24 protein-coding genes are annotated in these 20,752 nt (G+C 71.5%); 7 read left to right on the top strand and 17 right to left on the bottom strand.

What is annotated here, in order from left to right:
• Positions 1–139: 139 nt before the first annotated feature.
• Complete coding sequence (locus AB0F88_RS19455) at positions 140–625, bottom strand: MarR family transcriptional regulator (protein WP_362685352.1); 486 nt, start codon at positions 623–625, stop codon at positions 140–142.
• Between the two features lie 267 nt (positions 626–892).
• Here AB0F88_RS19455 and AB0F88_RS19450 point away from each other — a divergent pair, with 267 nt between their 5' ends.
• Complete coding sequence (locus AB0F88_RS19450; RefSeq protein WP_362685349.1) at positions 893–2,035, top strand: P-loop NTPase; 1,143 nt, start codon at positions 893–895, stop codon at positions 2,033–2,035.
• Between the two features lie 189 nt (positions 2,036–2,224).
• Here AB0F88_RS19450 and AB0F88_RS19445 read toward each other — a convergent pair whose 3' ends face one another.
• The 5 genes from AB0F88_RS19445 to sigE all read right to left on the bottom strand — a co-directional run bounded on the left by AB0F88_RS19445 (position 2,225) and on the right by sigE (position 6,677).
• The gene (locus tag AB0F88_RS19445) at positions 2,225–2,587 is read right to left on the bottom strand and encodes a sec-independent translocase (RefSeq protein ID WP_362685346.1); all 363 of its coding nucleotides are present in this window, start codon (positions 2,585–2,587) and stop codon (positions 2,225–2,227) included.
• A 104-nt stretch (positions 2,588–2,691) separates the two neighbouring features.
• On the bottom strand, positions 2,692–4,329 hold the full coding sequence (locus AB0F88_RS19440; RefSeq protein ID WP_362685343.1) for a trypsin-like peptidase domain-containing protein: 1,638 nt from the start codon (positions 4,327–4,329) through the stop codon (positions 2,692–2,694).
• Positions 4,330–4,424: 95 nt separating this feature from the next.
• The gene (locus tag AB0F88_RS19435; RefSeq protein WP_362685340.1) at positions 4,425–5,465 is read right to left on the bottom strand and encodes a sigma-E factor regulatory protein RseB domain-containing protein; all 1,041 of its coding nucleotides are present in this window, start codon (positions 5,463–5,465) and stop codon (positions 4,425–4,427) included.
• The gene (locus AB0F88_RS19430) at positions 5,462–5,992 is read right to left on the bottom strand and encodes an anti-sigma factor (RefSeq protein WP_362685337.1); all 531 of its coding nucleotides are present in this window, start codon (positions 5,990–5,992) and stop codon (positions 5,462–5,464) included. The genes AB0F88_RS19435 and AB0F88_RS19430 overlap by 4 nt, the downstream gene beginning before the upstream one ends.
• A gap of 52 nt (positions 5,993–6,044) precedes the next feature.
• Complete coding sequence (sigE, locus tag AB0F88_RS19425) at positions 6,045–6,677, bottom strand: RNA polymerase sigma factor SigE (RefSeq protein WP_329085768.1); 633 nt, start codon at positions 6,675–6,677, stop codon at positions 6,045–6,047.
• 171 nt (positions 6,678–6,848) lie between these two features.
• Here sigE and AB0F88_RS19420 point away from each other — a divergent pair, with 171 nt between their 5' ends.
• The gene (locus AB0F88_RS19420) at positions 6,849–7,499 is read left to right on the top strand and encodes an O-methyltransferase (protein ID WP_362685333.1); all 651 of its coding nucleotides are present in this window, start codon (positions 6,849–6,851) and stop codon (positions 7,497–7,499) included.
• Between the two features lie 53 nt (positions 7,500–7,552).
• Here the strand turns inward: AB0F88_RS19420 and AB0F88_RS19415 are convergent, their stop codons facing one another.
• Both AB0F88_RS19415 and AB0F88_RS19410 read right to left on the bottom strand, forming a co-directional pair.
• Positions 7,553–9,046: a leucyl aminopeptidase gene (locus tag AB0F88_RS19415; protein ID WP_362685330.1), complete on the bottom strand. Its 1,494-nt coding sequence runs from the start codon at positions 9,044–9,046 to the stop codon at positions 7,553–7,555.
• 197 nt (positions 9,047–9,243) lie between these two features.
• A complete protein-coding gene (locus tag AB0F88_RS19410) occupies positions 9,244–9,411 on the bottom strand; it encodes a DUF3117 domain-containing protein (RefSeq protein WP_362685327.1) in 168 nt (55 codons plus the stop codon).
• Positions 9,412–9,600: 189 nt separating this feature from the next.
• Between AB0F88_RS19410 and AB0F88_RS19405 the strand changes: the two genes are divergently transcribed.
• Together AB0F88_RS19405 and AB0F88_RS19400 are read left to right on the top strand one after the other, a co-directional pair.
• Positions 9,601–10,383, top strand: a complete 783-nt coding sequence (locus AB0F88_RS19405) for a PaaX family transcriptional regulator C-terminal domain-containing protein (RefSeq protein WP_362685324.1) — start codon at positions 9,601–9,603, stop codon at positions 10,381–10,383.
• Between the two features lie 234 nt (positions 10,384–10,617).
• Entirely contained in the window at positions 10,618–11,400 is a 783-nt protein-coding gene (locus AB0F88_RS19400; RefSeq protein WP_362685321.1) for an enoyl-CoA hydratase-related protein, read from the top strand.
• Positions 11,401–11,554: 154 nt separating this feature from the next.
• On the opposite strand, the gene AB0F88_RS19395 is transcribed toward AB0F88_RS19400, so the two are convergent.
• On the bottom strand, positions 11,555–12,118 hold the full coding sequence (locus tag AB0F88_RS19395; RefSeq protein WP_362685608.1) for a DNA-3-methyladenine glycosylase I: 564 nt from the start codon (positions 12,116–12,118) through the stop codon (positions 11,555–11,557).
• Positions 12,119–12,174: 56 nt separating this feature from the next.
• Positions 12,175–13,062 carry a hypothetical protein gene (locus AB0F88_RS19390; protein ID WP_362685319.1) on the bottom strand — a complete coding sequence of 296 codons (888 nt, stop codon included), beginning with the start codon at positions 13,060–13,062 and terminating at the stop codon, positions 12,175–12,177.
• Positions 13,063–13,085: 23 nt separating this feature from the next.
• On the opposite strand from AB0F88_RS19390, the gene AB0F88_RS19385 reads away from it, so the two are divergent.
• Positions 13,086–13,484, top strand: coding sequence for a hypothetical protein (locus AB0F88_RS19385; RefSeq protein WP_362685316.1), 399 nt, complete (start codon positions 13,086–13,088; stop codon positions 13,482–13,484).
• Here the strand turns inward: AB0F88_RS19385 and AB0F88_RS19380 are convergent.
• The 4 genes from AB0F88_RS19380 to AB0F88_RS19365 form a co-directional block, all read right to left on the bottom strand.
• A complete protein-coding gene (locus AB0F88_RS19380; RefSeq protein ID WP_362685313.1) occupies positions 13,461–14,048 on the bottom strand; it encodes a TIGR00730 family Rossman fold protein in 588 nt (195 codons plus the stop codon). The two genes, AB0F88_RS19385 and AB0F88_RS19380, sit on opposite strands and share 24 nt — an antisense overlap.
• 9 nt (positions 14,049–14,057) lie before the next feature.
• Positions 14,058–14,852 (bottom strand): TIGR00730 family Rossman fold protein, encoded by a 795-nt coding sequence (locus AB0F88_RS19375; RefSeq protein WP_362685311.1) that lies wholly within the window; start codon positions 14,850–14,852, stop codon positions 14,058–14,060.
• 274 nt (positions 14,853–15,126) lie between these two features.
• Positions 15,127–16,188 carry a succinyl-diaminopimelate desuccinylase gene (gene dapE, locus AB0F88_RS19370; protein WP_362685309.1) on the bottom strand — a complete coding sequence of 354 codons (1,062 nt, stop codon included), beginning with the start codon at positions 16,186–16,188 and terminating at the stop codon, positions 15,127–15,129.
• Positions 16,189–16,251: 63 nt separating this feature from the next.
• Positions 16,252–17,106: a 2,3,4,5-tetrahydropyridine-2,6-dicarboxylate N-succinyltransferase gene (locus AB0F88_RS19365; RefSeq protein WP_362685306.1), complete on the bottom strand. Its 855-nt coding sequence runs from the start codon at positions 17,104–17,106 to the stop codon at positions 16,252–16,254.
• 69 nt (positions 17,107–17,175) lie between these two features.
• Here AB0F88_RS19365 and AB0F88_RS19360 point away from each other — a divergent pair, with 69 nt between their 5' ends.
• On the top strand, positions 17,176–18,000 hold the full coding sequence (locus AB0F88_RS19360; RefSeq protein ID WP_362685303.1) for a hypothetical protein: 825 nt from the start codon (positions 17,176–17,178) through the stop codon (positions 17,998–18,000).
• On the opposite strand, the gene AB0F88_RS19355 is transcribed toward AB0F88_RS19360, so the two are convergent.
• From AB0F88_RS19355 to fdxA, 3 genes are all read right to left on the bottom strand, one after another.
• Positions 17,997–18,671: a DUF4178 domain-containing protein gene (locus AB0F88_RS19355; RefSeq protein ID WP_362685300.1), complete on the bottom strand. Its 675-nt coding sequence runs from the start codon at positions 18,669–18,671 to the stop codon at positions 17,997–17,999. The two genes, AB0F88_RS19360 and AB0F88_RS19355, sit on opposite strands and share 4 nt — an antisense overlap.
• 11 nt (positions 18,672–18,682) lie before the next feature.
• Positions 18,683–19,762, bottom strand: coding sequence for a succinyldiaminopimelate transaminase (gene dapC / locus AB0F88_RS19350; protein ID WP_362685297.1), 1,080 nt, complete (start codon positions 19,760–19,762; stop codon positions 18,683–18,685).
• 147 nt (positions 19,763–19,909) lie between these two features.
• Complete coding sequence (fdxA, locus tag AB0F88_RS19345) at positions 19,910–20,236, bottom strand: ferredoxin (RefSeq protein WP_344902423.1); 327 nt, start codon at positions 20,234–20,236, stop codon at positions 19,910–19,912.
• Between the two features lie 214 nt (positions 20,237–20,450).
• On the opposite strand from fdxA, the gene AB0F88_RS19340 reads away from it, so the two are divergent.
• Positions 20,451–20,582, top strand: a complete 132-nt coding sequence (locus AB0F88_RS19340) for a hypothetical protein (protein ID WP_344921291.1) — start codon at positions 20,451–20,453, stop codon at positions 20,580–20,582.
• The last annotated feature ends 170 nt before the right edge of the window (positions 20,583–20,752 follow it).

The raw sequence follows: 20,752 nt of genomic DNA, 5'->3' as shown, positions 1-20,752 counted from the left end.
CCACGGCGGGCCGGCCCCGCCACGAACCACTGTGGACCGGCCGGCCACGAACCGCGGCGGACCGGCGGGGACGCGCCGGACGGGACCCTGCGGCCCGGACGGGGCCGGGCCCACCGCTCAGGCACGGCTCAGGCACGGCTCAGTACGGGTCGGTGTCCGCCTGGGGGCCGGGGAAGAGCTTGGTCAGCATGGCCGCGCACCGCCGCAGCTCGTCGGCGTCGAGCATGTCCAGGAACTGGGCGCGGACCCCGCGCAGGTAGGTGGGGCCGGCCTCGGCCAGCCGCGCGGCGCCCGCGTCCGTCAGGACCGCGAACAGGCCGCGCGCGTCGCTGGCGCAGGCTTCGCGCTCGACCAGGCCGTCGCGCTGGAGGCGGTCGATGAGCCGGGTCAGGCCACTGCGCGAGAGCAGCACCCGGTCGGCCAGGTCGTTCATCCTCAGCCGCCGCTCGGGCGCCTCGGACAGCTGCAACAGCACCTCGTACGAGGCCAGGGCCAGGTCGTGCTCGGCCAGCAGGTCGGCCTCCAGGGCCCGGGTGATGCGGACCTGGGCCCGCTGGAGCATGCGCCAGACCACCAGCTCCGCCGAACCGACGCTCTCTCTTGACTCGCCCGCCGTGAGGGTCACGGAGTAACCTTAGAACGTTGCACGCGCATCTACACAGCGAATTGTCCGAATCCAGTGATCATCGCCGGATTCGGAATTCCTTCCGGTGGCCTCGGGTTTCATACCATGGGCTCACGACTCCGACCGTTCCCTGACGGGATCGGCCTCCCGCCAAGCCACAAGGGCGCCACGACGGGCAGGTCCCGCCGGTGAGACGCCTCATCGATAACAGACAAGGAGGGACGGCATTCCCCGTCGCCCCAGGGTGGCGTGATTGCCGACACTTCGATGGCACCTACCCCGGAACTGGTGATGGCCGCCCTCGCGACCGTCAACGACCCTGAGATCCGTCGGCCGATCACCGAACTCGACATGGTCAAGAGCGTCGACATCTCCCCCGAGGGAGCCGTACGTGTCGCGATCTTCCTGACGGTGTCCGGCTGTCCCATGAAGGACACCATCACCCGGGACGTCACCGGCGCGGTCTCCAAGGTCGGCGGAGTGACCGGCGTCTCCGTCGAGATGGACGTCATGAGCACCGAGCAGCGCAAGACGCTGCAGACCAAGCTGCGCGGCAACAAGGGGCCCGAGAAGGAGATCCCCTTCGCCCAGCCCGGCTCGCTGACCCGCGTCTTCGCGGTCGCCTCCGGCAAGGGCGGCGTCGGCAAGTCGTCCGTCACCGTCAACCTCGCCGCCGCGATGGCCGCGAGCGGCCTGAAGGTCGGCGTCGTCGACGCCGACATCTACGGTCACAGCGTTCCCCGCATGCTCGGCGTCTCCGAGCGCCCCACCAAGGTCGAGGACATGATCATGCCGCCGGTGGCGCATGACATCAAGGTCATCTCGGTCGGCATGTTCAAGCCGGAGGGCAACACCCCGGTCGTGTGGCGCGGCCCGATGCTCGACCGGGCCCTGCACCAGTTCCTGGCCGACGTCTACTGGGGCGACCTGGACGTGCTGCTGATGGACCTGCCCCCGGGGACCGGCGACATCGCGATCTCCGTGGCGCAGCGGATGCCCTCGGCGGAGCTCCTGGTGGTGACCACCCCGCAGCAGGCCGCCGCCGAGGTCGCCGAGCGCGCCGGATCGATCGCCGTCCAGACCCACCAGCAGATCGCCGGTGTCATCGAGAACATGTCGTGGCTGCCCTGCCCGCACTGCGACGAGCGGATCTCGGTCTTCGGCGAGGGCGGCGGCCAGACCGTGGCCGACGCGCTGACCCGCACCCTCGGCTCCCGCGTGCCGCTCCTGGGCCAGGTGCCCATCGACATGCGCCTGCGCGAGGGCGGCGACGAGGGCAAGCCGCTGGTGCTGACCGACCCGGACGCCCCGGCGGCGGTCGAGCTGAGCCGCATCGCCGCCTCCCTGAGCAAGAAGTCGGGCAGCATCAAGGGCCTCCAGCTCGGCATCTCGCCCACCCGGCGCGGCTGAGCCCCGGCCCACCGCCCGGCCGGACCGGCCACACGCCCCCGGGGAACGGACCTGCTCCGCCCCCGGCCCGGCCGGTCCGGGCCCTCCCCAGGCACGACGACGGCGGCGCCCCTTCACGGGGCGCCGCCGTCGGCCGTATGAGACGCGTTTCAGCCGGGTGGGGCCTGACGACCAGGCGAAGCTCGGCGATCAGGTCGCGTCGGAGTCGTACGGGGGGATCTCGCCGTAGCCCAACTCGTCGGCGACGCTCATCGCGTGGTCGGCCGGTTCGGCGGTGGCGGTGGTGGCCGAGGTGGCGTTCCAGTCGTCCTCGAGGTCGGCGGTGAGGTGCTTGCGGACGAAGTTCTTCGGGTTGAGGTCGGCCGGGTCGAAGTCGGCGAACTCGGGCCCGAGGCCCGTCCGCAGGTCGTCTCTCGCGTTGTTGGCCATCCGGCGCAGGTTGCGCAGCGTCTTGCCCGCCTGCGAGGCGGCCTGGGGAAGCTTCTCCGGGCCGAAGACGAGAAGGGCGATCACCACCAGCGCCACGATCTCAGGCCAGCCGAGTCCGAACACGGTGATCTCCTACCGGGAGGATGCCAGAAGCTCCTCTCCGGCCACACGCCGGAGAGGTTCCACACTAACGCCCCCACTCGTGAGCACGCGCCCCGCCCTCGCGCTCAGGAGGGTTTGGGGGAGGGCTGCTCAGGGGCGGCGCCGACGGTCACCGTCGCGATGTTCTCCTGGCCGCCACGCTGGTACTTGATCGAGAGCTTCTCGCCGGGGGCCCTGTTGCGGATCATGGCGATCAGCTCGTTGCCGTCCTGGAGCACGACACCTTCGACCTCCAGGATGACGTCTCCGGGCTTGAGCCCCGCCTGGGCGGCGGGACCGTTCGGCTCGACCGGCTGGGTGCCCTGCCTGGGCTCGGTGGCGATGCGCACCCCGACGCCCTGGTAGGTCGGGTCGATGGCGACGCCGATCCGCGACTTCTTGGCCTTGCCCGTGGTGATCAGCTCCTGGGCGACCCGCCGGGCGTGGTTCACCGGGATGGCGAAGCCGAGGCCGATGCTGCCGCTCTGGCCGCCGACCGACCTGCCGAGCGTGGCGATCGCCGAGTTGACGCCGATGACCTCGCCGTTGACGTTGACCAGCGGGCCCCCCGAGTTGCCGGGGTTGATCGCGGCGTCGGTCTGCACGGCGCTGAGCCAGGTCGCCTCGGAGCTGTTCTCCTCGCCCGCCTGGACGGGACGGTTCAGCGAGCTGACGATGCCGGAGGTGACGGTGCCGGTCAGCCCCAGCGGGGATCCGATGGCGATGACCGGATCGCCCACGACCACGTTGTCGGAGTTGCCGAGGGTGATCTCGGGGGCGCCGAAGGTCTCCGCGGGCTTGACCACGGCCAGGTCGGACTCGGGGTCGGTGCCCACGACGATGGCAGAGGTGGACTTGCGGTTGTTGAACTGGATCTGGATCTGGCCGCTCGGTTCGGCGTTGGCCACCACGTGGTTGTTGGTCACCACGTAGCCGCCCTTGATCAGGAAGCCGGAACCGGTGCTGGAACTCGCTCCGCCCTCGACGGCCAGCGACACCACGCTGGGCAGGACCTTCGAGGCCACGCCCGCGACGGATTCGGGGGGCCGGACGTTGGAACCCGTCGGCGCCCCTCCGAGGCTGAAGGAGGGGTCGCGCCCCGAGCCCGCGGGCTTGGTGAGGAGGTAGGTGCCGACGCTGCCCAGCGTGGAGGCGAGCAGCGCGACCATCAGGGCGAGGATCACCAGCGTGGCGGTACGCGGCCCGCGCCGGACGGGCGCGGGCGGCGGGCCGCCGAAGCTTCCGGGAGCCCCCAGGCTCCCCGGAGGCGGCGCCCAGCCCGGTCCCATGCCGAACGCCTGGGCGGGCGGCGGGGGTGGCGGGGGCGGCGCGGCCTGGGAGGCGAAGACCGCCGTGTCGTGCCTGGGCCTGCCCGAGGGATCCCCCCAGTGCTCCCCGGTGAAGCCGGGATCCCGGCCGCCCTCGCCGGGCGGCACGTCGCCGTCGTCGTACCTGTCGTCGTGGCGGAGCAGCTCGGGCTGGTCCTGCCGGCCCCACCGGGCGCGGTCGGGCGGGGCGCCCAGCTGGCTCCAGCCGTCGTCGCGGGGCTGCTCGGCCGGGAAGGGCCCCTCCCCGGCGGGCAGGAACTCCGGGCGGGAGGACTCAGGACCTGAGGAGTCGGCGCGTCGGGACTCAGGAGTGCCGTGTCCGCCGTCGGTGAAGTCCGACGGTGTACGCCCCTCAGCATCGTGCGCCTCATGGGAAGTACGGGCATCGTCGGTCATCGAATACTCACTACTCCTTGCCTCGCAGGCGGCCGCTCACCGAGTCAACCCGGCAATCTTCCCCCGAGCGGCATACGAGATGTGTAAAGCACGCGTTATCCGAAGGGATTGACCCAGGAGAGCAGGCGGCTCGCGCCTCGGCCGAGCCGCGTCCAGAGATCGGGAACGGGCTCGTGCGGCAACGCCGCGACAGCGGCGTCGACCATGTCGGCCGGCGCGTCGGCAAAGACGGTGTAGACATGACCCCCACTCGCCCAGATCGTCTCCTGCCCAGCTGGGTCTCGAACCCAGATCGTATGCCCCTTGCGCTCCTCCGCATGCCAACCACGGAGGCGTTCCTCATCAAGCATCCCAGACTGGATAAAAACCGACACAACCGACAGGCCATCCGAGTAGCCCAGATACAAGTATCCAGGAGGGATGTCGTGCGCGGCGAACAGCTCCAGGCGCCCGGGCAGGGTGCGGGGGAACCGCCGGCCCTCGGCTTCCAGCCGGGGAAGCTCGGCCAGGTCCGGGCCGCCGGCGGCCATCGCGGGCGCCGTCCCCCTCTCCACCGGGTCGAGCGTCAGATCGACGAAGGCCCCGGCGCTGACGACCCGGCCCTGCGCGTCCATGAGCTCACGGCGCAGCACCGGGCCCCCGGCCTCGTCGAGCCAGTATCGGGCGGCGGCCGTGCCGTCGGCCCGCAGGACGTCCACGAGGCGGGCGGGGCGCCCGCAGGCGAAGCCCTCCCCCGCGGTCACGACCCGGTAGTTGCGTGCCAGGACCTCGAGCATCGCCTCGGACGGGCTGGACATGCCCCCGGCCGGGGTGCCGGGATCGGCCTTCCGCACGGAGCCGGAGGGCTCGGCGCGGACCGTCATGCCCTTTCCGGGGACGTTTCGCACCTCCAGCACCGCGGCGGCGGCACCGGAGGAGGCGTCGGCGCCCCAGGCGGTGACGTACTGGGTGCCGGAGTATCCACGGGACCGGCCCGCGACCGCCGCCTCACGGAGCAGGTGCAGGCCGGTGTCCTCGCTCTCGACGTCGTCCGGCGGCACGGCGTGCGGGGACCGGACGGCGTACGCCGGACCGCCCGCCACCAGCCCCAGCAGCAACAGGGCGGCCAGGATGACCGTGGCGGGCAGCCGGATCACGGAGAGGGGGAGAGAATCGGCGTCGCCGATCCGCCGTAGGGCGCGGTGTTCCTGTGCTGGTTGGCGAACATGTCGACCGGTGGCACGACACGAGGGTTGGGGTCGGTCCCGCCTACCACGAACAGCGTCCCGATCGCCACGGCGGCCGAGGCGACGCCCACCGCGACGTATCCCGCCCTCCGGGCACGGCGGGGACCCCCGGCACGGCCCCGGGGCCGGTTGTCGGGGGGCGCGACGCTGTGCATGCTCGGAATGGGCGCGCCGCCGAAGGTGCGTGAGGCCGGAAAGGGGCGCTCACGCGGGGGCAGCGGGCCGCCGGGCTCCGCCATCCGCAGCAGGGACGTCGTCAGGTCCGTCGGCATCGCGGGACCGTCGAGGGACCGCAACCGGCTCTTCAGCGCCCGCATGGCGTCGACCTCGGCCCTGCAGGGGGCGCAGAAGGTCAGATGCGACAGGGCACGGTCGCGCTCGTGGTGATTCAGCTCACCGTCGACCAGTGCGGAAACGCGTTCTCCAAGGTGACTCATGCGCACTCCTTGCCAAGTGGCTCGTCGTGACATTCGTCATGACTGTGGTTTCTCATGCGAATTCCTCCCCGTGGGTAACGCTCGGGGGGAATTGATCGTTCCGCGGCGCGCGATGCTCCAGCGCCTCACGCAGCTGCGCCCGCCCACGGTGGATCCGGCTGCGTACCGTGCCGAGCTTCACGCCCAGCGTCGCCGCGATCTCCTCGTAGGACAGCCCCTCGATGTCACACAGAACGACGGCCGCGCGGAACTCGGGCGCGAGCGCGTCGAGTGCCGCCTGGATGTCGGGCTCCAGATGGGTGTCGTCGTACACCTGTGCGGGAGAAGGCTCGCGCCCGCGCAGCCGCTCGGCGGCGTCGTCGGCGAGCCCCTCGAACCTGATGCGCTGCTTGCGCCGCGCCATGTCGAGGAACAGGTTGGTGGTGATGCGGTGCAGCCAGCCCTCGAAAGTGCCTGGCGTGTAGTTCGACAACGACCTGAAGACCCGGACGAAGACCTCCTGTGTGAGATCTTCCGCATCGTGCACGTTGCCGGTCAGCCGATAGGCCAGCCGGTAGACGCGCGCCGAGTGCGTCCGGACCACCTCCTCCCATGTAGGAGGCGTCCAATCAGACACGGGAGCTTCGGCCTGGTGGTCGGACTCCTCCACCAGCACTCCTCTCTCCGGGACCACCGCTATCGCCATAGTGCCTGGTTTCGTCCCTTCGTGCGCACTGACTACCTTCAGGACCGGCAAAGGCCGCTTAAACCGTGCAACGCACCGGGGGTGACATGAGTTCCCGATCGGGCCTGCCTCCCTTAGGCTGCGACCCAGTGCCTATATGACTGTGTACGGAGAAAGCGGGAGGAGAGGCCGATGGCAGAGACGCCGACAAGTCCGTTGGAGGCCACTCTGGCCTATGCCGACGAGTTCCACAGGGAGGACGACATCCTGCGGGCCGCGCGCATGCGCGGCGCGGAAGTGGGAGCGCCCCCGATCCTGCCCGGTGGCGGCGCCGCTCTCTGCTTCCTCGCCACCGCCATCAACGCCCGCGCCGTCGTGGAGATCGGCACCGGCTGCGGAGTCTCGGGGCTGTGGCTGCTCCGCGGCATGCGCCAGGACGGCACGCTCACCAGCGTGGACGTGGAGCCCGAGCACCAGCGGCTGGCCAGGCAGAGCTTCGCCCAGGCCGGATTCTCCGGCGGCCGGATCCGCCTGATCACCGGCCGCGCCCTCGACGTGCTCCCCCGCCTCTCCGACGGCGGCTACGACCTCGTCTTCTGCGACGGCGCCATGCACGAGTACGCCGACTATCTGGCCGAGTCCGTCCGGCTGCTGCGGGTCGGCGGCATCGTCGTCTTCGACAACGCCCTCTGGGGCAACCGGGTGGCCGACCCCGTGCAGCGCGACCCCGACACGGTCGCCATCAGGGAGCTGGGCAAGCTGGTCCGCTCCGACGAGCGGCTCCGCCCGCTGATGATGCCCCTGGGGGACGGCATCCTGGCGGCCGTCAAGCTCGCCGACTGACACCGTCCCGTCAGCGTCCCCTGTCGTCCCCTGTCGTCCCCGGCCGTCCCCGGTCAGCGCTTCTGGAGCCCCGACAGCCATTCGAGCAGCAGGCGCACGCCGAACCCGGTGGCCCCCTTGCTGAAAACGCCCTCGTCCGCGCCGCTGCGGCCGACACCCGCGATGTCCAGGTGCGCCCACGGCCGCCCGCCGGTGAACTCGCGCAGGAACAGCGCCGCGGTGATGGAACCGGCGCCGTAGGTCGAGCCCGCCTCGATGTTGGTCATGTCGGCCACGGACGAGTCGAGCGCGGGAACGTAGTCCTCGATCAGGGGCATGCGCCAGAGCCGCTCCCCGCTGGTCGTCCCCGCCCCCGCCAGCTCGTCGGCCAGCTCGTCGTCGGAGGCGAAGACCGCGCCGAGGTCCTTGCCCAGGGCGATGCCGATCGCCCCGGTCAGCGTGGCGATGTCGACCATGACGTCCGGGTCCAGCTCCGCGTCGGCGTAGGCCAGCGCGTCGGCCAGGACCAGACGCCCCTCGGCGTCGGTGTTGAGCACCTCCACGGTCCGGCCGCCGTACTGCGTGATCACGTCGGAGGGGCGCTGGGCCGTGCCGGAGAAGGCGTTCTCGGCGGCGGCGACGAGGCCGGTGACCCGCACCCGCACGCCGAGCGCGGCCAGGGCGCCCAGGACCGCGATGACGACGGCCCCGCCGGCCATGTCGGTCTTCATGAACACCATGTTGCTCGTCGGCTTGAGCGAGATGCCGCCGGTGTCGTACGTGATGCCCTTGCCGACCAGGACCACGTGGCCGGTCGCGTCCTCGGGCTCGTAGGAGAGCTGGATCAGCCGGGGCGGGTGCACCGACCCCTGCCCGACGGCGAGGATGCCGCCGAACCCGCCGGAGCGCAGTTCCCGCTCGTCCCACACCCGCACCGCGACACCCTGCTCGGCGGCGCGCTCGGCGAGCCAGGCGGGGGACTTCACCGAGGAGGGGGTGTTGGCCAGGTCCCTGGCGAGCGCCACGGCCCCGGCGATCACCTCGGCCTCGGCGACCTCCGCCTCGACCCCCTCGCCGACGAACTCGAGCGTCACCGGGGCGGACTTCGCCTCGCCGGCCCTGAAGGTGTACGTGGCCAGCAGCGCGCCCTCCACGAACGCGGCCACCGGCCCGCCCGGGAGCACGATCCTGATGGCGTCCCTGCCCTTGCCGCGCCGCGCGACCGCCGCGCCCGCCTTGCGCAGGGCGGTCGCCGAGCCGTCGCCGACCCCGTAGAGGAGCACCCGGCCGACGGCGTCGCCGTTCGCGACGGGAACCTCGACGATCTCACCCGCCTCGCCCTTGGCCTTGTGGTGGGCGAGCAGCGCCGCCGCGGGCACCGGCAGCTCGATCTCGGGCGCGAGGTCCTCGGCGAAGGGGACGGCCAGCAGCTCGGCGTCACCGGGGAGCCCGGAAGGCACGGTCCCGGTTTCCTCCCCGGTGGCGGGCGCCGCGCCCGCGGGGGGCGCGGCGGAGAGCCCCTGCGCGTAGGGAACGCGAGGCAGGAGCAGGTAGGGGGAGATGGGCATAGGGGTAACTCCAGTCATCAGGCCCGGCGTGGTGGAGAACGCCGGGGAGAACACCGCGGCCCTGGCGCGAGCCGCCGTGAGGCGGTCCGGCGGCCAGGGCCGTGTTCGTCGTCGGTCGCGCGGGCCATCGCAGGTGTCATGCTCCCCGAGCAAGCTCAAATAGGGCCCGGCTCCACCACTTCTGTCTTAGATCGGGATCAACCGACTATTTTCTTCAGTTCCTCAGCGAGGGCACTTGCCTCGTCCGCCGAAAGCTCGACGACAAGGCGGCCGCCACCCTCCAGAGGAACCCGCATGACGATCCCCCTGCCTTCCTTGACGACCTCCAGCGGACCATCACCGGTCCTCGGCTTCATAGCCGCCATGCGTGTATCCCTTCCTGCTTCGGGCTCCGGATCTCCGACTGACCCGAGGGTGGCCGACGCATTCACGTCTTCTGTGATGTCCTATTATCCCGCCTCCGCACGGAGAATGGGAACGATCAGTCTCAGCGTCGGCTCATCCGGCGATCAAGACCGTTGTCCGGGGCCCCTCGGACGACCAAACTTGTCCTCGTGAACGCTCGCGCCGCTCTCTTCGATCTGTACGGGGACCACCTCAGGTCCCGAGGCGGCCGCGCGTCCGTGGCCGCCCTCGTCCGCCTGCTCGCCCCGCTGGACATCGCGGCTCCCGCCGTGCGCACCGCCGTCTCGCGGATGGTGCGGCAGGGCTGGCTCGCGCCCGCCCGGCTGCCCAGGGGGCCCGGTTACGAGGTCACCCCCAAGTGCGTGCACCGCCTCGACGAGGCCGCGCTGAGAATTTACCGAGTCGGGACGATCACATGGAACGGCCGGTGGCACATCCTCGTGGTGGAACCCGTACGCGAGCGGTCCAGGCGGGAGCGCCTGCGCTCGGATCTGGCCTTCATCGGGTACGCGCCGATGTCGGAGACGACCTGGATCGGGCCGCGGCCCTCCCCCGAGCTGGACGCGATCTTCGAGGGCGAGGACCTGTCCGTGGACCGGTTCGACGCGGTGCTCGACGGCGACCCCGCGGCGCTGGTCGCCAGGACCTGGGACCTGGACGGCATCGGGGCCGCCTACGAGGAGTGGATGGCCCAGGCGACGGACCTGGTCGGCCGGCTGCCCGACAACGCGGGCGACGACCAGGTGTTCGCCACCCGGAGCAGGCTGCTGCACGGGTGGCGCAACTTCCTGTTCCGCGACCCCGGGCTTCCCGCGGAGCTCCTGCCCCGGGGCTGGCCGGGGGAGAAGGCCAGGATCTACTTCGAGCGCGAGGCCGGGCGGCTGCTCCCGGCCGCCGCCGCCTTCGTCGACCGCCACCTCGGCGAGGCGTAGCGGACATCGTGCCGCAACCGTGACGAACACCGCGACGAACAACGTGGGACACCGTGGCGAGACCCCGGCCGGCGTCCGCGACCGGGAGCGAGGCCCGGAGCCGCCGGTGGAGCCGTGCGAACAGCCGCGCGGGCCCGGCGGAGCCGCACGGACGCCCCCGTACCGACACCCCCCTTACAGGCAGGGTCCCGGTGAGCCCTCGGGCGAGGCCGGGACGTCCGGAAGGAGCATTCGTTGAACGACGTCCTCTACTCCGTCGACGACGCCGTCGCCACCATCGTCCTCAACCGGCCGGAGGCGATGAACGCGCTGACGGTCCGGGCGAAGACCGCCCTGCTGGAGGCGCTGACCTCGGCGGCGCGGGCGTCCTCGGTGCGGGCGGTGGTGCTGACCGGGTCGGGACGGGCGTTCTGCGCCGGCCAGGACCTGACGGAACACGCCGCGAACCTGGAGGCCGGCCGGGGGCTGGACGGGACCGTGCGCACGCACTACAACCCGGTCGTCCGAACGATCGCCGAGATGGACAAGCCGGTCGTCGCGGCGGTGAACGGCGTCGCCGCGGGCGCGGGCGCCTCCCTGGCCTTCGCGTGCGACCTGCGGATCGCCTCGGAGAGGGCCAGATTCGCGACGGCCTTCTCCGGGATCGGCCTGGCCCCCGACTCCGGCGCCTCCTGGACCCTCCAGCGCCTGGTCGGCCCGGCGCGCGCGGCCGAACTCCTGCTGCTCGGCGAGCCCTTCGGCGCGGACCGTGCGCTCGAGCTCGGGGTCGTCTCGCGGGTCGTCCCGGCCGGCGAGCTGGACACCGCGGCCCGCGCTCTGGCCGTACGGCTGGCGCAGGGCCCCACGAGCGCCTACGCGGCGACCAAACGCGCCCTGCGGTTCGCCGCGACCAGTTCCCTGGCCGAGGCCCTGGAGCTGGAGGCCGATCTCCAGGACGCCTGTGCCAGGACCGGCGACCACCTGAACGCGACCCGCGCCTTCCTCGCCAAGGAGCGCCCCGTCTTCGAGGGGCGCTGACCTCCTTCGAGGGGCGCTGACCTCGAAGACCTCGGACGTCGGGGGGCGCCGACGCCGGGGCCGCGAACCGCGAAGGCTCTGGGGGCGCGGACTTCTGGAGGCGCCGGGTTCGAGGGCCGGCGGCGGCTTCCGGGGCCGCCCCGGCGCGGGGGCGTCAGGCCCGGCGTGTCCAGCAGTCGGCCAGGTGATCGTTGACCAGGCCGATGGCCTGCATCAGCGCGTAGGCGGTGGTCGGGCCGATGAAACGGAAGCCGCGCGCCTTGAGGTCCTTGGCCAGGGCCTTGGAACCGGCGGTCTGGGCGGGCACGTCCGCCAGGGTCTTCGGGACGGGCGCGCCCGGGTCCGCGTGCTTCCAGACGAGGTCGGACAGGCCGATGCCGAGCGCGGCCCGCGCGTTGGCGATCGTCGCCTCGATCTTGGCCCGGTTCCTGACGATGCCCGCGTCGCCGAGCAGGCGGGCGACGTCCTCGTCGCCGAATCCGGCCACGGCCGGGATGGAGAACCCCTCGAAGGCCCTGCGGAAGTTCTCCCGCTTGCGCAGGATGGTGATCCACGACAGGCCGGACTGGAACGACTCCAGCGCGATCCGCTCGAAAACCCGGTCGTCGCCGGTGACCGGACGGCCCCACTCATCGTCGTGGTAGGCGACGTAGTCGGGGGCGGAGGTCGCCCAGCCACAGCGCACGAGCTCCACGGCCCCCACAGCCCCCACAGCCACTGCGGCCTCCGCGGGTTCTACGGCCTCGACGCCGCCCGCGACCCGCGAGGTCTCGGTCACCGCGGGTCCTCCGTCTCCTGCCGCTCCCCCGTACGAAGGCCGACGGAACCGGGAGACGACTCCTTCGAGTCCGAGGTCCCGGAATCCGAAGCCCCGGAAGCCCCGGAAGCCCCGGAAGAGGAGGGCGATGACGGCGAATCCGGCACTGAGGACGGATCGGACGGTTCGGACGGTCTGGCGAACCGCGACAGGTCGGACGGCGCGGCGGCCTCGGCCGTCCCGGCGGTCTCAGCTGTCTCGAGAAGCTTCTCCGGTTCGGACGACCCGAACGGTTCGGACGACCCGGACGGTTCGGCCGGCTCAAGCGGTTCGGCCGGCTCGGACGGCCTGGCGAACGGCGACACACCGGACGACGTGCCGCCCTCGGCCGTCCCGGCGGTCCCAGTGGCCTTGGGAGCCTTCTCCGGCCCGGAGGGCTCACCGGACCCCTCGGGCTCGCGCTCGGCCGGCGACCCGTTGGACAGCTCCTCGGCCGCCCCGAAGCCGTCCCCGGCGGGGAACTCGTACGGCGCCTCGAGCCCGCGCTGAGGAGGCGGGGAGCCGGGGTTGAGCTCGTGGCGGGCCTGGAGCCTGCCGGCGAGCAGTTCCGACACCCGCTGCTCCAGCACGGCGATCCTGGTGTCACGCTCGCTCAGGGCCCCGGCGACCCGGTTCAGGGTCTCGTCCACGCTCTGCGTGTTGTATCCGACGAGGCTCACCGGAAGCTGGAGGGCCATGAAGTCGACCGCGCCGAGCTGACCCGCCTGGGGCAGGTTCAGCGGGGGCACGTCGGGGGCGAACTCACTCAGCTCGCCTCCCCGGCCCATGGCGACCACCGTGACACCGGCGATGACGGCTACGGCAGCGAAAGCTAATACGACCAGCACATACGAATCGTGCCACATCTCCACTGGCCTAGGATCGGATCATGATGTTCGTCGTGCTCGGACCCGGTGACCGGGGTGAACCCGGCTGGGTCGAGGCCCGTTCGGTCGGGGAGGTCGAGGAGCTCGTCCGTGCCGGGCACACCGTGGTCGTCACCCCCGCCCGGCTGGCCGCCGCCGAAACCGCCGCGCGCGGCGGGAACACCGGGAACACCGGGAACATCGAGAACACCGGGGCGGACGTCGGCGGGGACGCCGGAACCGCCGTCGTGAGGGAGCGGGACGCCGAGGCCGCGGAACTCACCGCGGCCTCGATCTGCGCCTGGGCCGGCGCCCGGGTCTTCCGTACGGACCGCGCCGACCAGGTGCGGCTCGCGGTCGAGATGACCGACTCCCTCGCCGGGCGGCGCCCGCCCGCGCTAACCCGCCGTGGCCTCGCCTAGCTCCTCCGGGCTCGGCTCCAGGTGCCTGGTCGACTTCTCCAGCAGCCGGAACGCCTCGTCGACCGTGGTGGTCCAGGAGATGGCGTCGAAGACGTTCGGGCGGGTGAAGCCCGCCTCGTCCATGCCCTCCACCAGCTCCCGCAGCGGCGCGTAGATCCCCCAGGGATCGAGGATCACCAGCGGCTTGTCGTGCAGGCCGAGCGTGCGGGACGTCCAGATCTCGAACAGCTCCTCCAGCGTCCCGATGCCCCCGGGCAGCACCAGGAAGGCGTCGGAGCGGGCGTCCATCACCCCCTTGCGCTCACGCATGTCGGTGGTGACCACCAGCTCGTCGGCGTCCTCGTCCGCGAGCTCGATGTCCACCAGCGCCTGGGGGATCACCCCGATGGTGCGGGCGCCGCCCGCGCGGGCCGCGCGGGCCACGGCGCCCATGCAGGAGATCCTGGCCCCGCCGCTCACCAGGGCGTGCCCCCGGCCGGCGAGCTCGGAGCCGACCTGCTCCGCCAGCTCCAGATACTTCTTGTCGATCTTCTGACTCGATGCGAGGAATACACAAATGAACACGTGCCGACCTTATTCGGCGTCGCCGACCGTGGTCATGGCGGCCTTCCGCTCGTCCTCCAGTCGCCCGCCCCTGTTGTTGTCGGCCTCGACGATGATCCGGACCGCCTCGTCCACGTCGTCGGTGACGTGAATGAGATCAACGTCCGCCGGAGAGATCTTTCCCGTCCCCATGAGAGTGTTCTTGATCCAGTCGAGCAGGCCGCCCCAGAACTCCGTTCCCATGAGCACCACCGGGAAGGAGGTGACCTTCTGGGTCTGGACCAGGGTGAGCGCCTCGAAGAGCTCGTCCATGGTGCCGAAACCGCCGGGCAGCGTGACGAATCCGCAGGAGTACTTCACGAACATGGTCTTGCGGACGAAGAAGTAGCGGAACTCGATGCCGAGGTCGACGTACTCGTTCATGCTCTGCTCGAAGGGCAGCTCGATGCCCAGGCCCACCGAGACGCCCTCCGCCTCCACGGCCCCCTTGTTGGCGGCCTCCATGCAGCCGGGGCCGCCACCGGTGATCACGGCGTAGCCCGCCTCGGACAGCTTGCGGCCCAGCTGGATCCCCATCTCGTACTCGGGGCTGTCCACGGGGGTGCGCGCGGACCCGAAGACGGTCACCGCCTGGGGCAGTTCGGCGAGCTGGCCGAAGCCCTCGACGAACTCGGCCTGGATGCGCATCACCCGCCACGGATCCATGTGCAGCCAGTCGGCCGGCCCCCTCCGATCAAGAAGCCGCTGGTCGTGGGTGGAGTCGGAGACGAGATCGCCGCGAACCACCGCGGCTCCCTGACGACGTTCCGGACGTGTTTTCTTCATGCGGGTCACCGTAGCGCCGTCCCAGAAAAATCTTGAAAAATCTCCATGAAAACATGGAACCGGATTTTGAACAGGGTGCGTCTAACTGCACGAGGGTGCTGCTCGGGACTGAAAGTGGCTTTCCCCGCCAAATGGCCGGCGAGGAAAGCCACTTTCATTTGTACCGGCCCCTCCCGGGTCACGCGCACCGAGGGGTCCCGCCTACCGGGGGCCTCGCGAACGGCGCACCGGCTCCGGCGGGATCCTTCCCTTTCAGAACAGGGCCCCGCCTCTCTCAGGACAGCCAGCCGAGCATTCCGCGCTCGCAGTCGGCGATCTTGCTCAACGAGACGAACTCGTCCTTCTGGTGCGCCAGATTCGGATCTCCGGGACCGTAGTTGACCGCGGGCACGCCCAGGCCGGAGAAGAGCGAGACGTCGGTCCAGCCGAGCTTGGCGCGCGGCGTGCCGCCGACGGCGTCGACGAAGGCAGCCGCCACCGGATGGGTCAGGCCGGGCCGCGCGGCGGCGGCGGCGTCGGTGAAGCGGACCTCGTACCCCTCGAACACCTCGCTCACGTGGGCGCGTGCCTCGTCCAGCGACAGGTCGGGGGCGAAGCGGTAGTTCACGGTCACCACGCACTCGTCGGGGATCACGTTGCCCGCGACGCCGCCGCCGATGCCCACCGCGTTCAGGCCCTCGTGGTACTCCAGCCCGTCCACGACGGGAAGCCTGGCCCGGTAGGCGTTCAGGATCGCGAGCACCGGCTGGGCCGCGTGAATGGCGTTGACCCCGAGCCAGGACCTGGCGCTGTGCGACCGCTTGCCCCGGGTGACGATCTGGGCCCTGAGCGTGCCCTGGCAACCGCCCTCGATCACGCCGTCGGTGGGCTCCATGAGCACGGCGAAGTCACCCGCGAGCCAGTCGGGGTGGCTGCGGCTGAGCCGGAGCAGGCCGTTGCGCTCGGCCTCGATCTCCTCGCAGTCGTAGAAGACGTAGGTCACGTCCCTGCCGGGCTCGGGAAGGGCGGCCGCCAGTTTCAGGGCGACCGCGACGCCGGCCTTCATGTCCGAGGTGCCGCAGCCGTACAGCCGGTCGCCCTCGACCCGGCTGGGCAGGTTGCCGACGACGGGGACGGTGTCGAGGTGTCCGGCGATCACCACCCGCTCGCCGCGGCCCAGGTTGGTGCGGGCCACGACCGAGTCGCCGTCGCGCTCGACGGTCAGGTGCCGGAGCGACCGCAGTGCCTCCTCCACGGCGTCGGCCAGGGCCTTCTCGCCGCCGCTGACCGACTCGACGTCCACGATCCCGGCGGTGAGCTCCCCGACATCCTGCGTGAGGTCCAGACGCGTACTCATGCCCGCGACCCTAGTACTCGTACGGGATCCGGCCCGTCCCGGCCCCGCTCGCGCGGGAGGCGGTCACCCGTGCAGGAGGCGGTCGAGTTCGGCCCTGCCGGGCCGGTGGCCCTCCTCCAGGCGTTCGAGCACCAGGACGCAGCGCAGACCGAAGCCGCCGCCGGGAAACTCGCGCCACCGGGTGCCTCCGGTCGCCACGCACCAGTCGGGGACGCGCCCGCGGCCCAGTTCCTCACCCGTCCGCACGTCGACGACCGGGGTCGAGCCCGACAGGACCGTCCCGGCGCCGACCACGGCGCCCCGGCCCACGCGGGCCCCGTCGACGATCACGGCCCCTCCGCCGATCAGCGCGCCGTCCTCGACGACCACGGGCACCGTCCCCGACGGCTCCCCGGTGGCGCGGGGGTCCTCCGCGCCGTCCCGGCCGCCGGTCTCGCCGACACCGGCTCCCCCGGACAGGCGGACGTTCCTGCCGATCTGGACACCCACGCCGATCGAGACCCAGGTGCCGACCGTGCTGCCCTCGTCCACGTGGGCGCCGATGTCGACGAACGAGGGCATCAGCACGACGCCCGGCGCCAGGTAGGAGCCCCAGCGGGCGATCGCCCCCGGCACGACGCGCACCCCCTCGACGGAGGTCTTCAGCGGGACGCGGTCGTGGTGGTGGAAGTCGCCCACCTGGGACCTGGCCATGCCGAGCACCCGGAACGCGAGCATGACGGCCCGCCGGGCGCGCTCGTCCACGACCACCTCGCCGGTGCGGGAGACCTCGGCCACCCTGGCCTTGCCGCTGTCGAGCATGTCCACGGCGCTCACCACGACGGCACGGGCCTCGGCGTCGGCGGGGCTCAGCTCGGCCCTGCGCCACCACAGCTCGTCGACGGCCGCGGGCAACGGGCTGGCATCGCTCTGGGTCATGGCCCGGAGCCTATGTTCGCGGGGTTCTACCAGACCGCGCAATCGCTGGGGACCTGTAGGTTCTTGACCGTGCGACGGCGCTTCTCAAAAGGGGTCATCGCGATCATCGTGATCGTGACCGTGCTCGCGGTGGCCATCACCGTGGGTCTCTTCATCTTGCTCAGGCGGGTGACACCGCTCGTCGACTTCGGCGAGGGATGCAAGATCACGACGCCGGAGGGCTCGCTGGAGCTGGATCTCGAACAGGCCAAGGTGGCGGCGGTCATCGCGGCCGTGGCGGCCCGCAGGAAGCTGCCCGAGCGGGCCGTGGTGATCGCCTACGCCACCGCCATGCAGGAGTCCAAGCTGGAGAACCTGACGGGCGGCGACCGCGACTCGGTCGGCGTGTTCCAGCAGCGCCCCTCCCAGGGCTGGGGCACTCCCAAGCAGCTCGTCGACCCCGTCTACGCCTCGGGGAAGTTCTTCGCCGCGCTGGTGAAGGTGAAGGGCTACCGGAAGCTGCCGCTCCACGAGGCGGCCCAGGAGGTGCAGCGCTCGGCCGACGGGACGGCGTACGCCCAGCACGAGGACGACGGGAAGATCCTCGCCGCGGGGTTCACCGGGCGCGTGCCCAAGGCCGTGCACTGCTGGTTCCCCGCCCCGGCGGGCAAGACCCCTCTCCCCGACGAGCGGGGGGCCGGGCGCAGGCTCGCCAGGGCCCTGGGGCCCGGGGACGCCTTCGAGGCCCCCTCGCGCAGGCGCGGCTGGCTGGTGGCCGCCTGGTCGATGGCGCACGCCAAGACGTTCGGGCTGTCCAGGATCCGCTACGACGGCCAGTCATGGGTCTCTGCGAAGGGCCACGACGGCTGGAAGGCCGAGCCGGGGTCCTCCGCCGGGAAGGTCGAGCTCTCCTAGCCGCCCTTCTTCTTCTCGATCCTGATCGTGCCGGGGGCGAGGGGCTGGGCGTGGGAGGAGGTCCAGCGCTTGCCCTGGAGGCGTTCGAAGCTGAGCAGGCGGCCGTCGGCGGCCCGGTAGTCGGCGAAGTCGAGCAGGCCCCGCTCGGGCATCGAGGTGACGCCCTCCCCGCGGAAGGCCGCGGTGCCCCGGTCGACGGGGAAGAAGTCGACCCCCTCGACACTCAGCGTGGCCTTGGCGGGGATCATGCCCTCGGTGGGCACCGGCGTCCACAGCAGCACCTCCAGGTGCGGCGGTTCGCCGGCCAGGCCCTCGCGCATCTGGATCGACAGCCAGTGGTAGCGCCGGGTGCCGTCGTCGAGGAGGTACTCGGTCCACTGGCTGCCCTGCCAGGACAGGTACAGGGCGCCGAGGACGCGGCTGCGCACCCCCTGACAGTCGATCGTGTCACCGACCTTGATCGTGCGGGGGTCGGGGTAGTCGATGCCGACACGGCCCATGGACGGTTGGGCCTGCGGCTGCGCGGCCTCAACCGAGGGGAGGGGGGTCTCGCCGGAACGCTCGGAATCGCCGGCCTTCCTGTCCTGGCGCGTCGTCGCGAAGAACGCGCCGAGCAGCAGGACGAGCGTGGCCACACTCAATCCGAGTATCACGGCGACCTCGGTGGTCATGCCGCGCGATCCTACTGGAGGCGGCGCACCGCCGCACTGATGCGTTCGTCACCGGCCGTCACGGCGATCCTGATGTGCCGCTCGCCCGCGGTCCCGTAGAAGTCGCCGGGTGCGACCAGGATTCCCCTGTCGGCCAGCGCGCGGACCTGGTCCCAGCAGCCGGCCCCGTCGGACGCCCACAGGTACAGGCCCGCGGTGGAGTGCTCGATCTTCCAGCCGGCCGCCTCCAGCGCGGGACGCAGCGCCGCGCGGCGGGCGGCGTAGCGGGCCCGCTGCTCCTCGGCGTGCGCGTCGTCGTCCAGGGCCACGGCCATCGCCGCCTGGACCGGCGCGGGCATGATCATGCCCGCGTGCTTGCGTATCTCCAGCAGCCGCTTGACCAGCACGGGATCGCCCGCGACGAACCCGGCCCGGTAACCGGCCAGGTTGGAGCGCTTGGACAGCGAGTGCACCGCGAGCAGGCCCTCGTGCGAGCCGCCGCAGACGTCCGGGTGCAGGATCGAGACCGGCCGCTCCTCCCAGCCCAGCTCGATGTAGCACTCGTCGGAGGCCACGACCGCGCCGTGCTCGCGCGCCCACGAGACGACCTTGCGCAGGTGCTCGGCGGGCAGGACCCTGCCGGTCGGGTTGGACGGGGAGTTCACCCAGACCAGGGGCACCCGCTCGGGGCCGAGCGCGAGCAGCCCGTCGGTGGCGTACGGTTCGGCGCCCGCGAGGCGCGCTCCCACGTCGTAGGTGGGGTAGGCCAGCTCGGGGAGGATCACCCGCTGCCCCGGACCGACGCCGAGCAGCGTCGGCAGCCAGGCCACGAACTCCTTGGAACCGATCAGCGGCAGCACGTCCGCCTGGTCGAGGACCACGCCGTGCCTGCGTCGCAGCCACCCGGCGGCGGCCGAGCGAAGGCGCTCGGTGCCGTACGTCAGCGGGTATCCGGGACTGTCCGAGGCGTCCGCGAGGGCCTGCCGCACGACGGCGGGCACCGGGTCGACGGGAGTGCCCACCGACAGGTCGACGATCCCGTCGGGGTGCGACGCCGCGAGCTCCTTCAGCGGCGTGAGCCGGTCCCACGGGAAGTCCGGCAAACCGTTCATCGGAACCTCGCCGGGACGCTCGTGGCCTCTGACGGGTCGGGAATGGCGTTCATGGTGATCAGCCGTCGTCCTTCGCTGGGGCGGGTCTGCCGGAGGCGGGACCGGAGGGGGACGGCCGTCGTGGCCGCCCCCCTCCGGCACCCGCTCCTAGTGGCTCTCGGCCTGCGGGGGCAGGGCCGCGACGACCGGGTGGTCCTTCTCGATCTTGCCGACCTTGGAGGCGCCGCCGGGCGACCCCAGGTCCTCGAAGAAGTCCACGTTCGCCTTGTAGAAGTCCTTCCACTGTTCGGGCAGGTCGTCCTCGTAGAAGATGGCCTCCACCGGACAGACGGGTTCGCACGCGCCGCAGTCGACGCATTCGTCGGGGTGGATGTAGAGCATCCGCTCACCCTCGTAGATGCAATCGACGGGGCACTCCTCGATGCACGCCTTGTCCAGGACGTCCACGCAAGGCTGCGCGATGACGTAGGTCACCTCGGGCTCCTTCTTCTTAACGCACCTAGGCACGACTTCGACCGCGAGTTGCTACGCCCTAGTATTGCCGTGCCTGCCATCTGTCTGAAACGGGAGGGGGCAAAAGCCGATGGCCCTTGGTTTCAGCGCTCGCCTGAACATCACCATAACCCCTTCCGACGTGGGCAAAAGAGTCACCACTCGGAGACGGGTTCCTGAAGGGTTCCGCGACGCGGTGGGTGAGCTGGAATTCTGGCGGGACGGCGTGCTCGGCGTCCGCAGGCGAAACGGCACCCTGGTGGAAATCGACGAGGAGACGCTCGCCGCGGCGAAGGTCGTCCCGGAGTCCCCGCGCCCGCGCGCCTGAGCGGAGCGGCCCACCCCGCCGACCTGGGCACCGGCTCTCCGGCACCGGCTCTCGGGCACCGGCGGAGTTCCCGCGCGGCGCGCGCGGACGACGGCCGGACCGCGCCGGGTAAGCCACTCGCCAAGACACGTGTAAGCCGTTCGCCAATAAGGGTCGCGCCTGCTCGACCA

The organism is Streptosporangium sp. NPDC023963, assembly GCF_040639135.1.
Classification (GTDB): Bacteria; Actinomycetota; Actinomycetes; order Streptosporangiales; family Streptosporangiaceae; genus Streptosporangium.
Note: the sequence above shows the minus strand (reverse complement) of the source record. Positions and strands in the feature narration are given on the sequence as shown.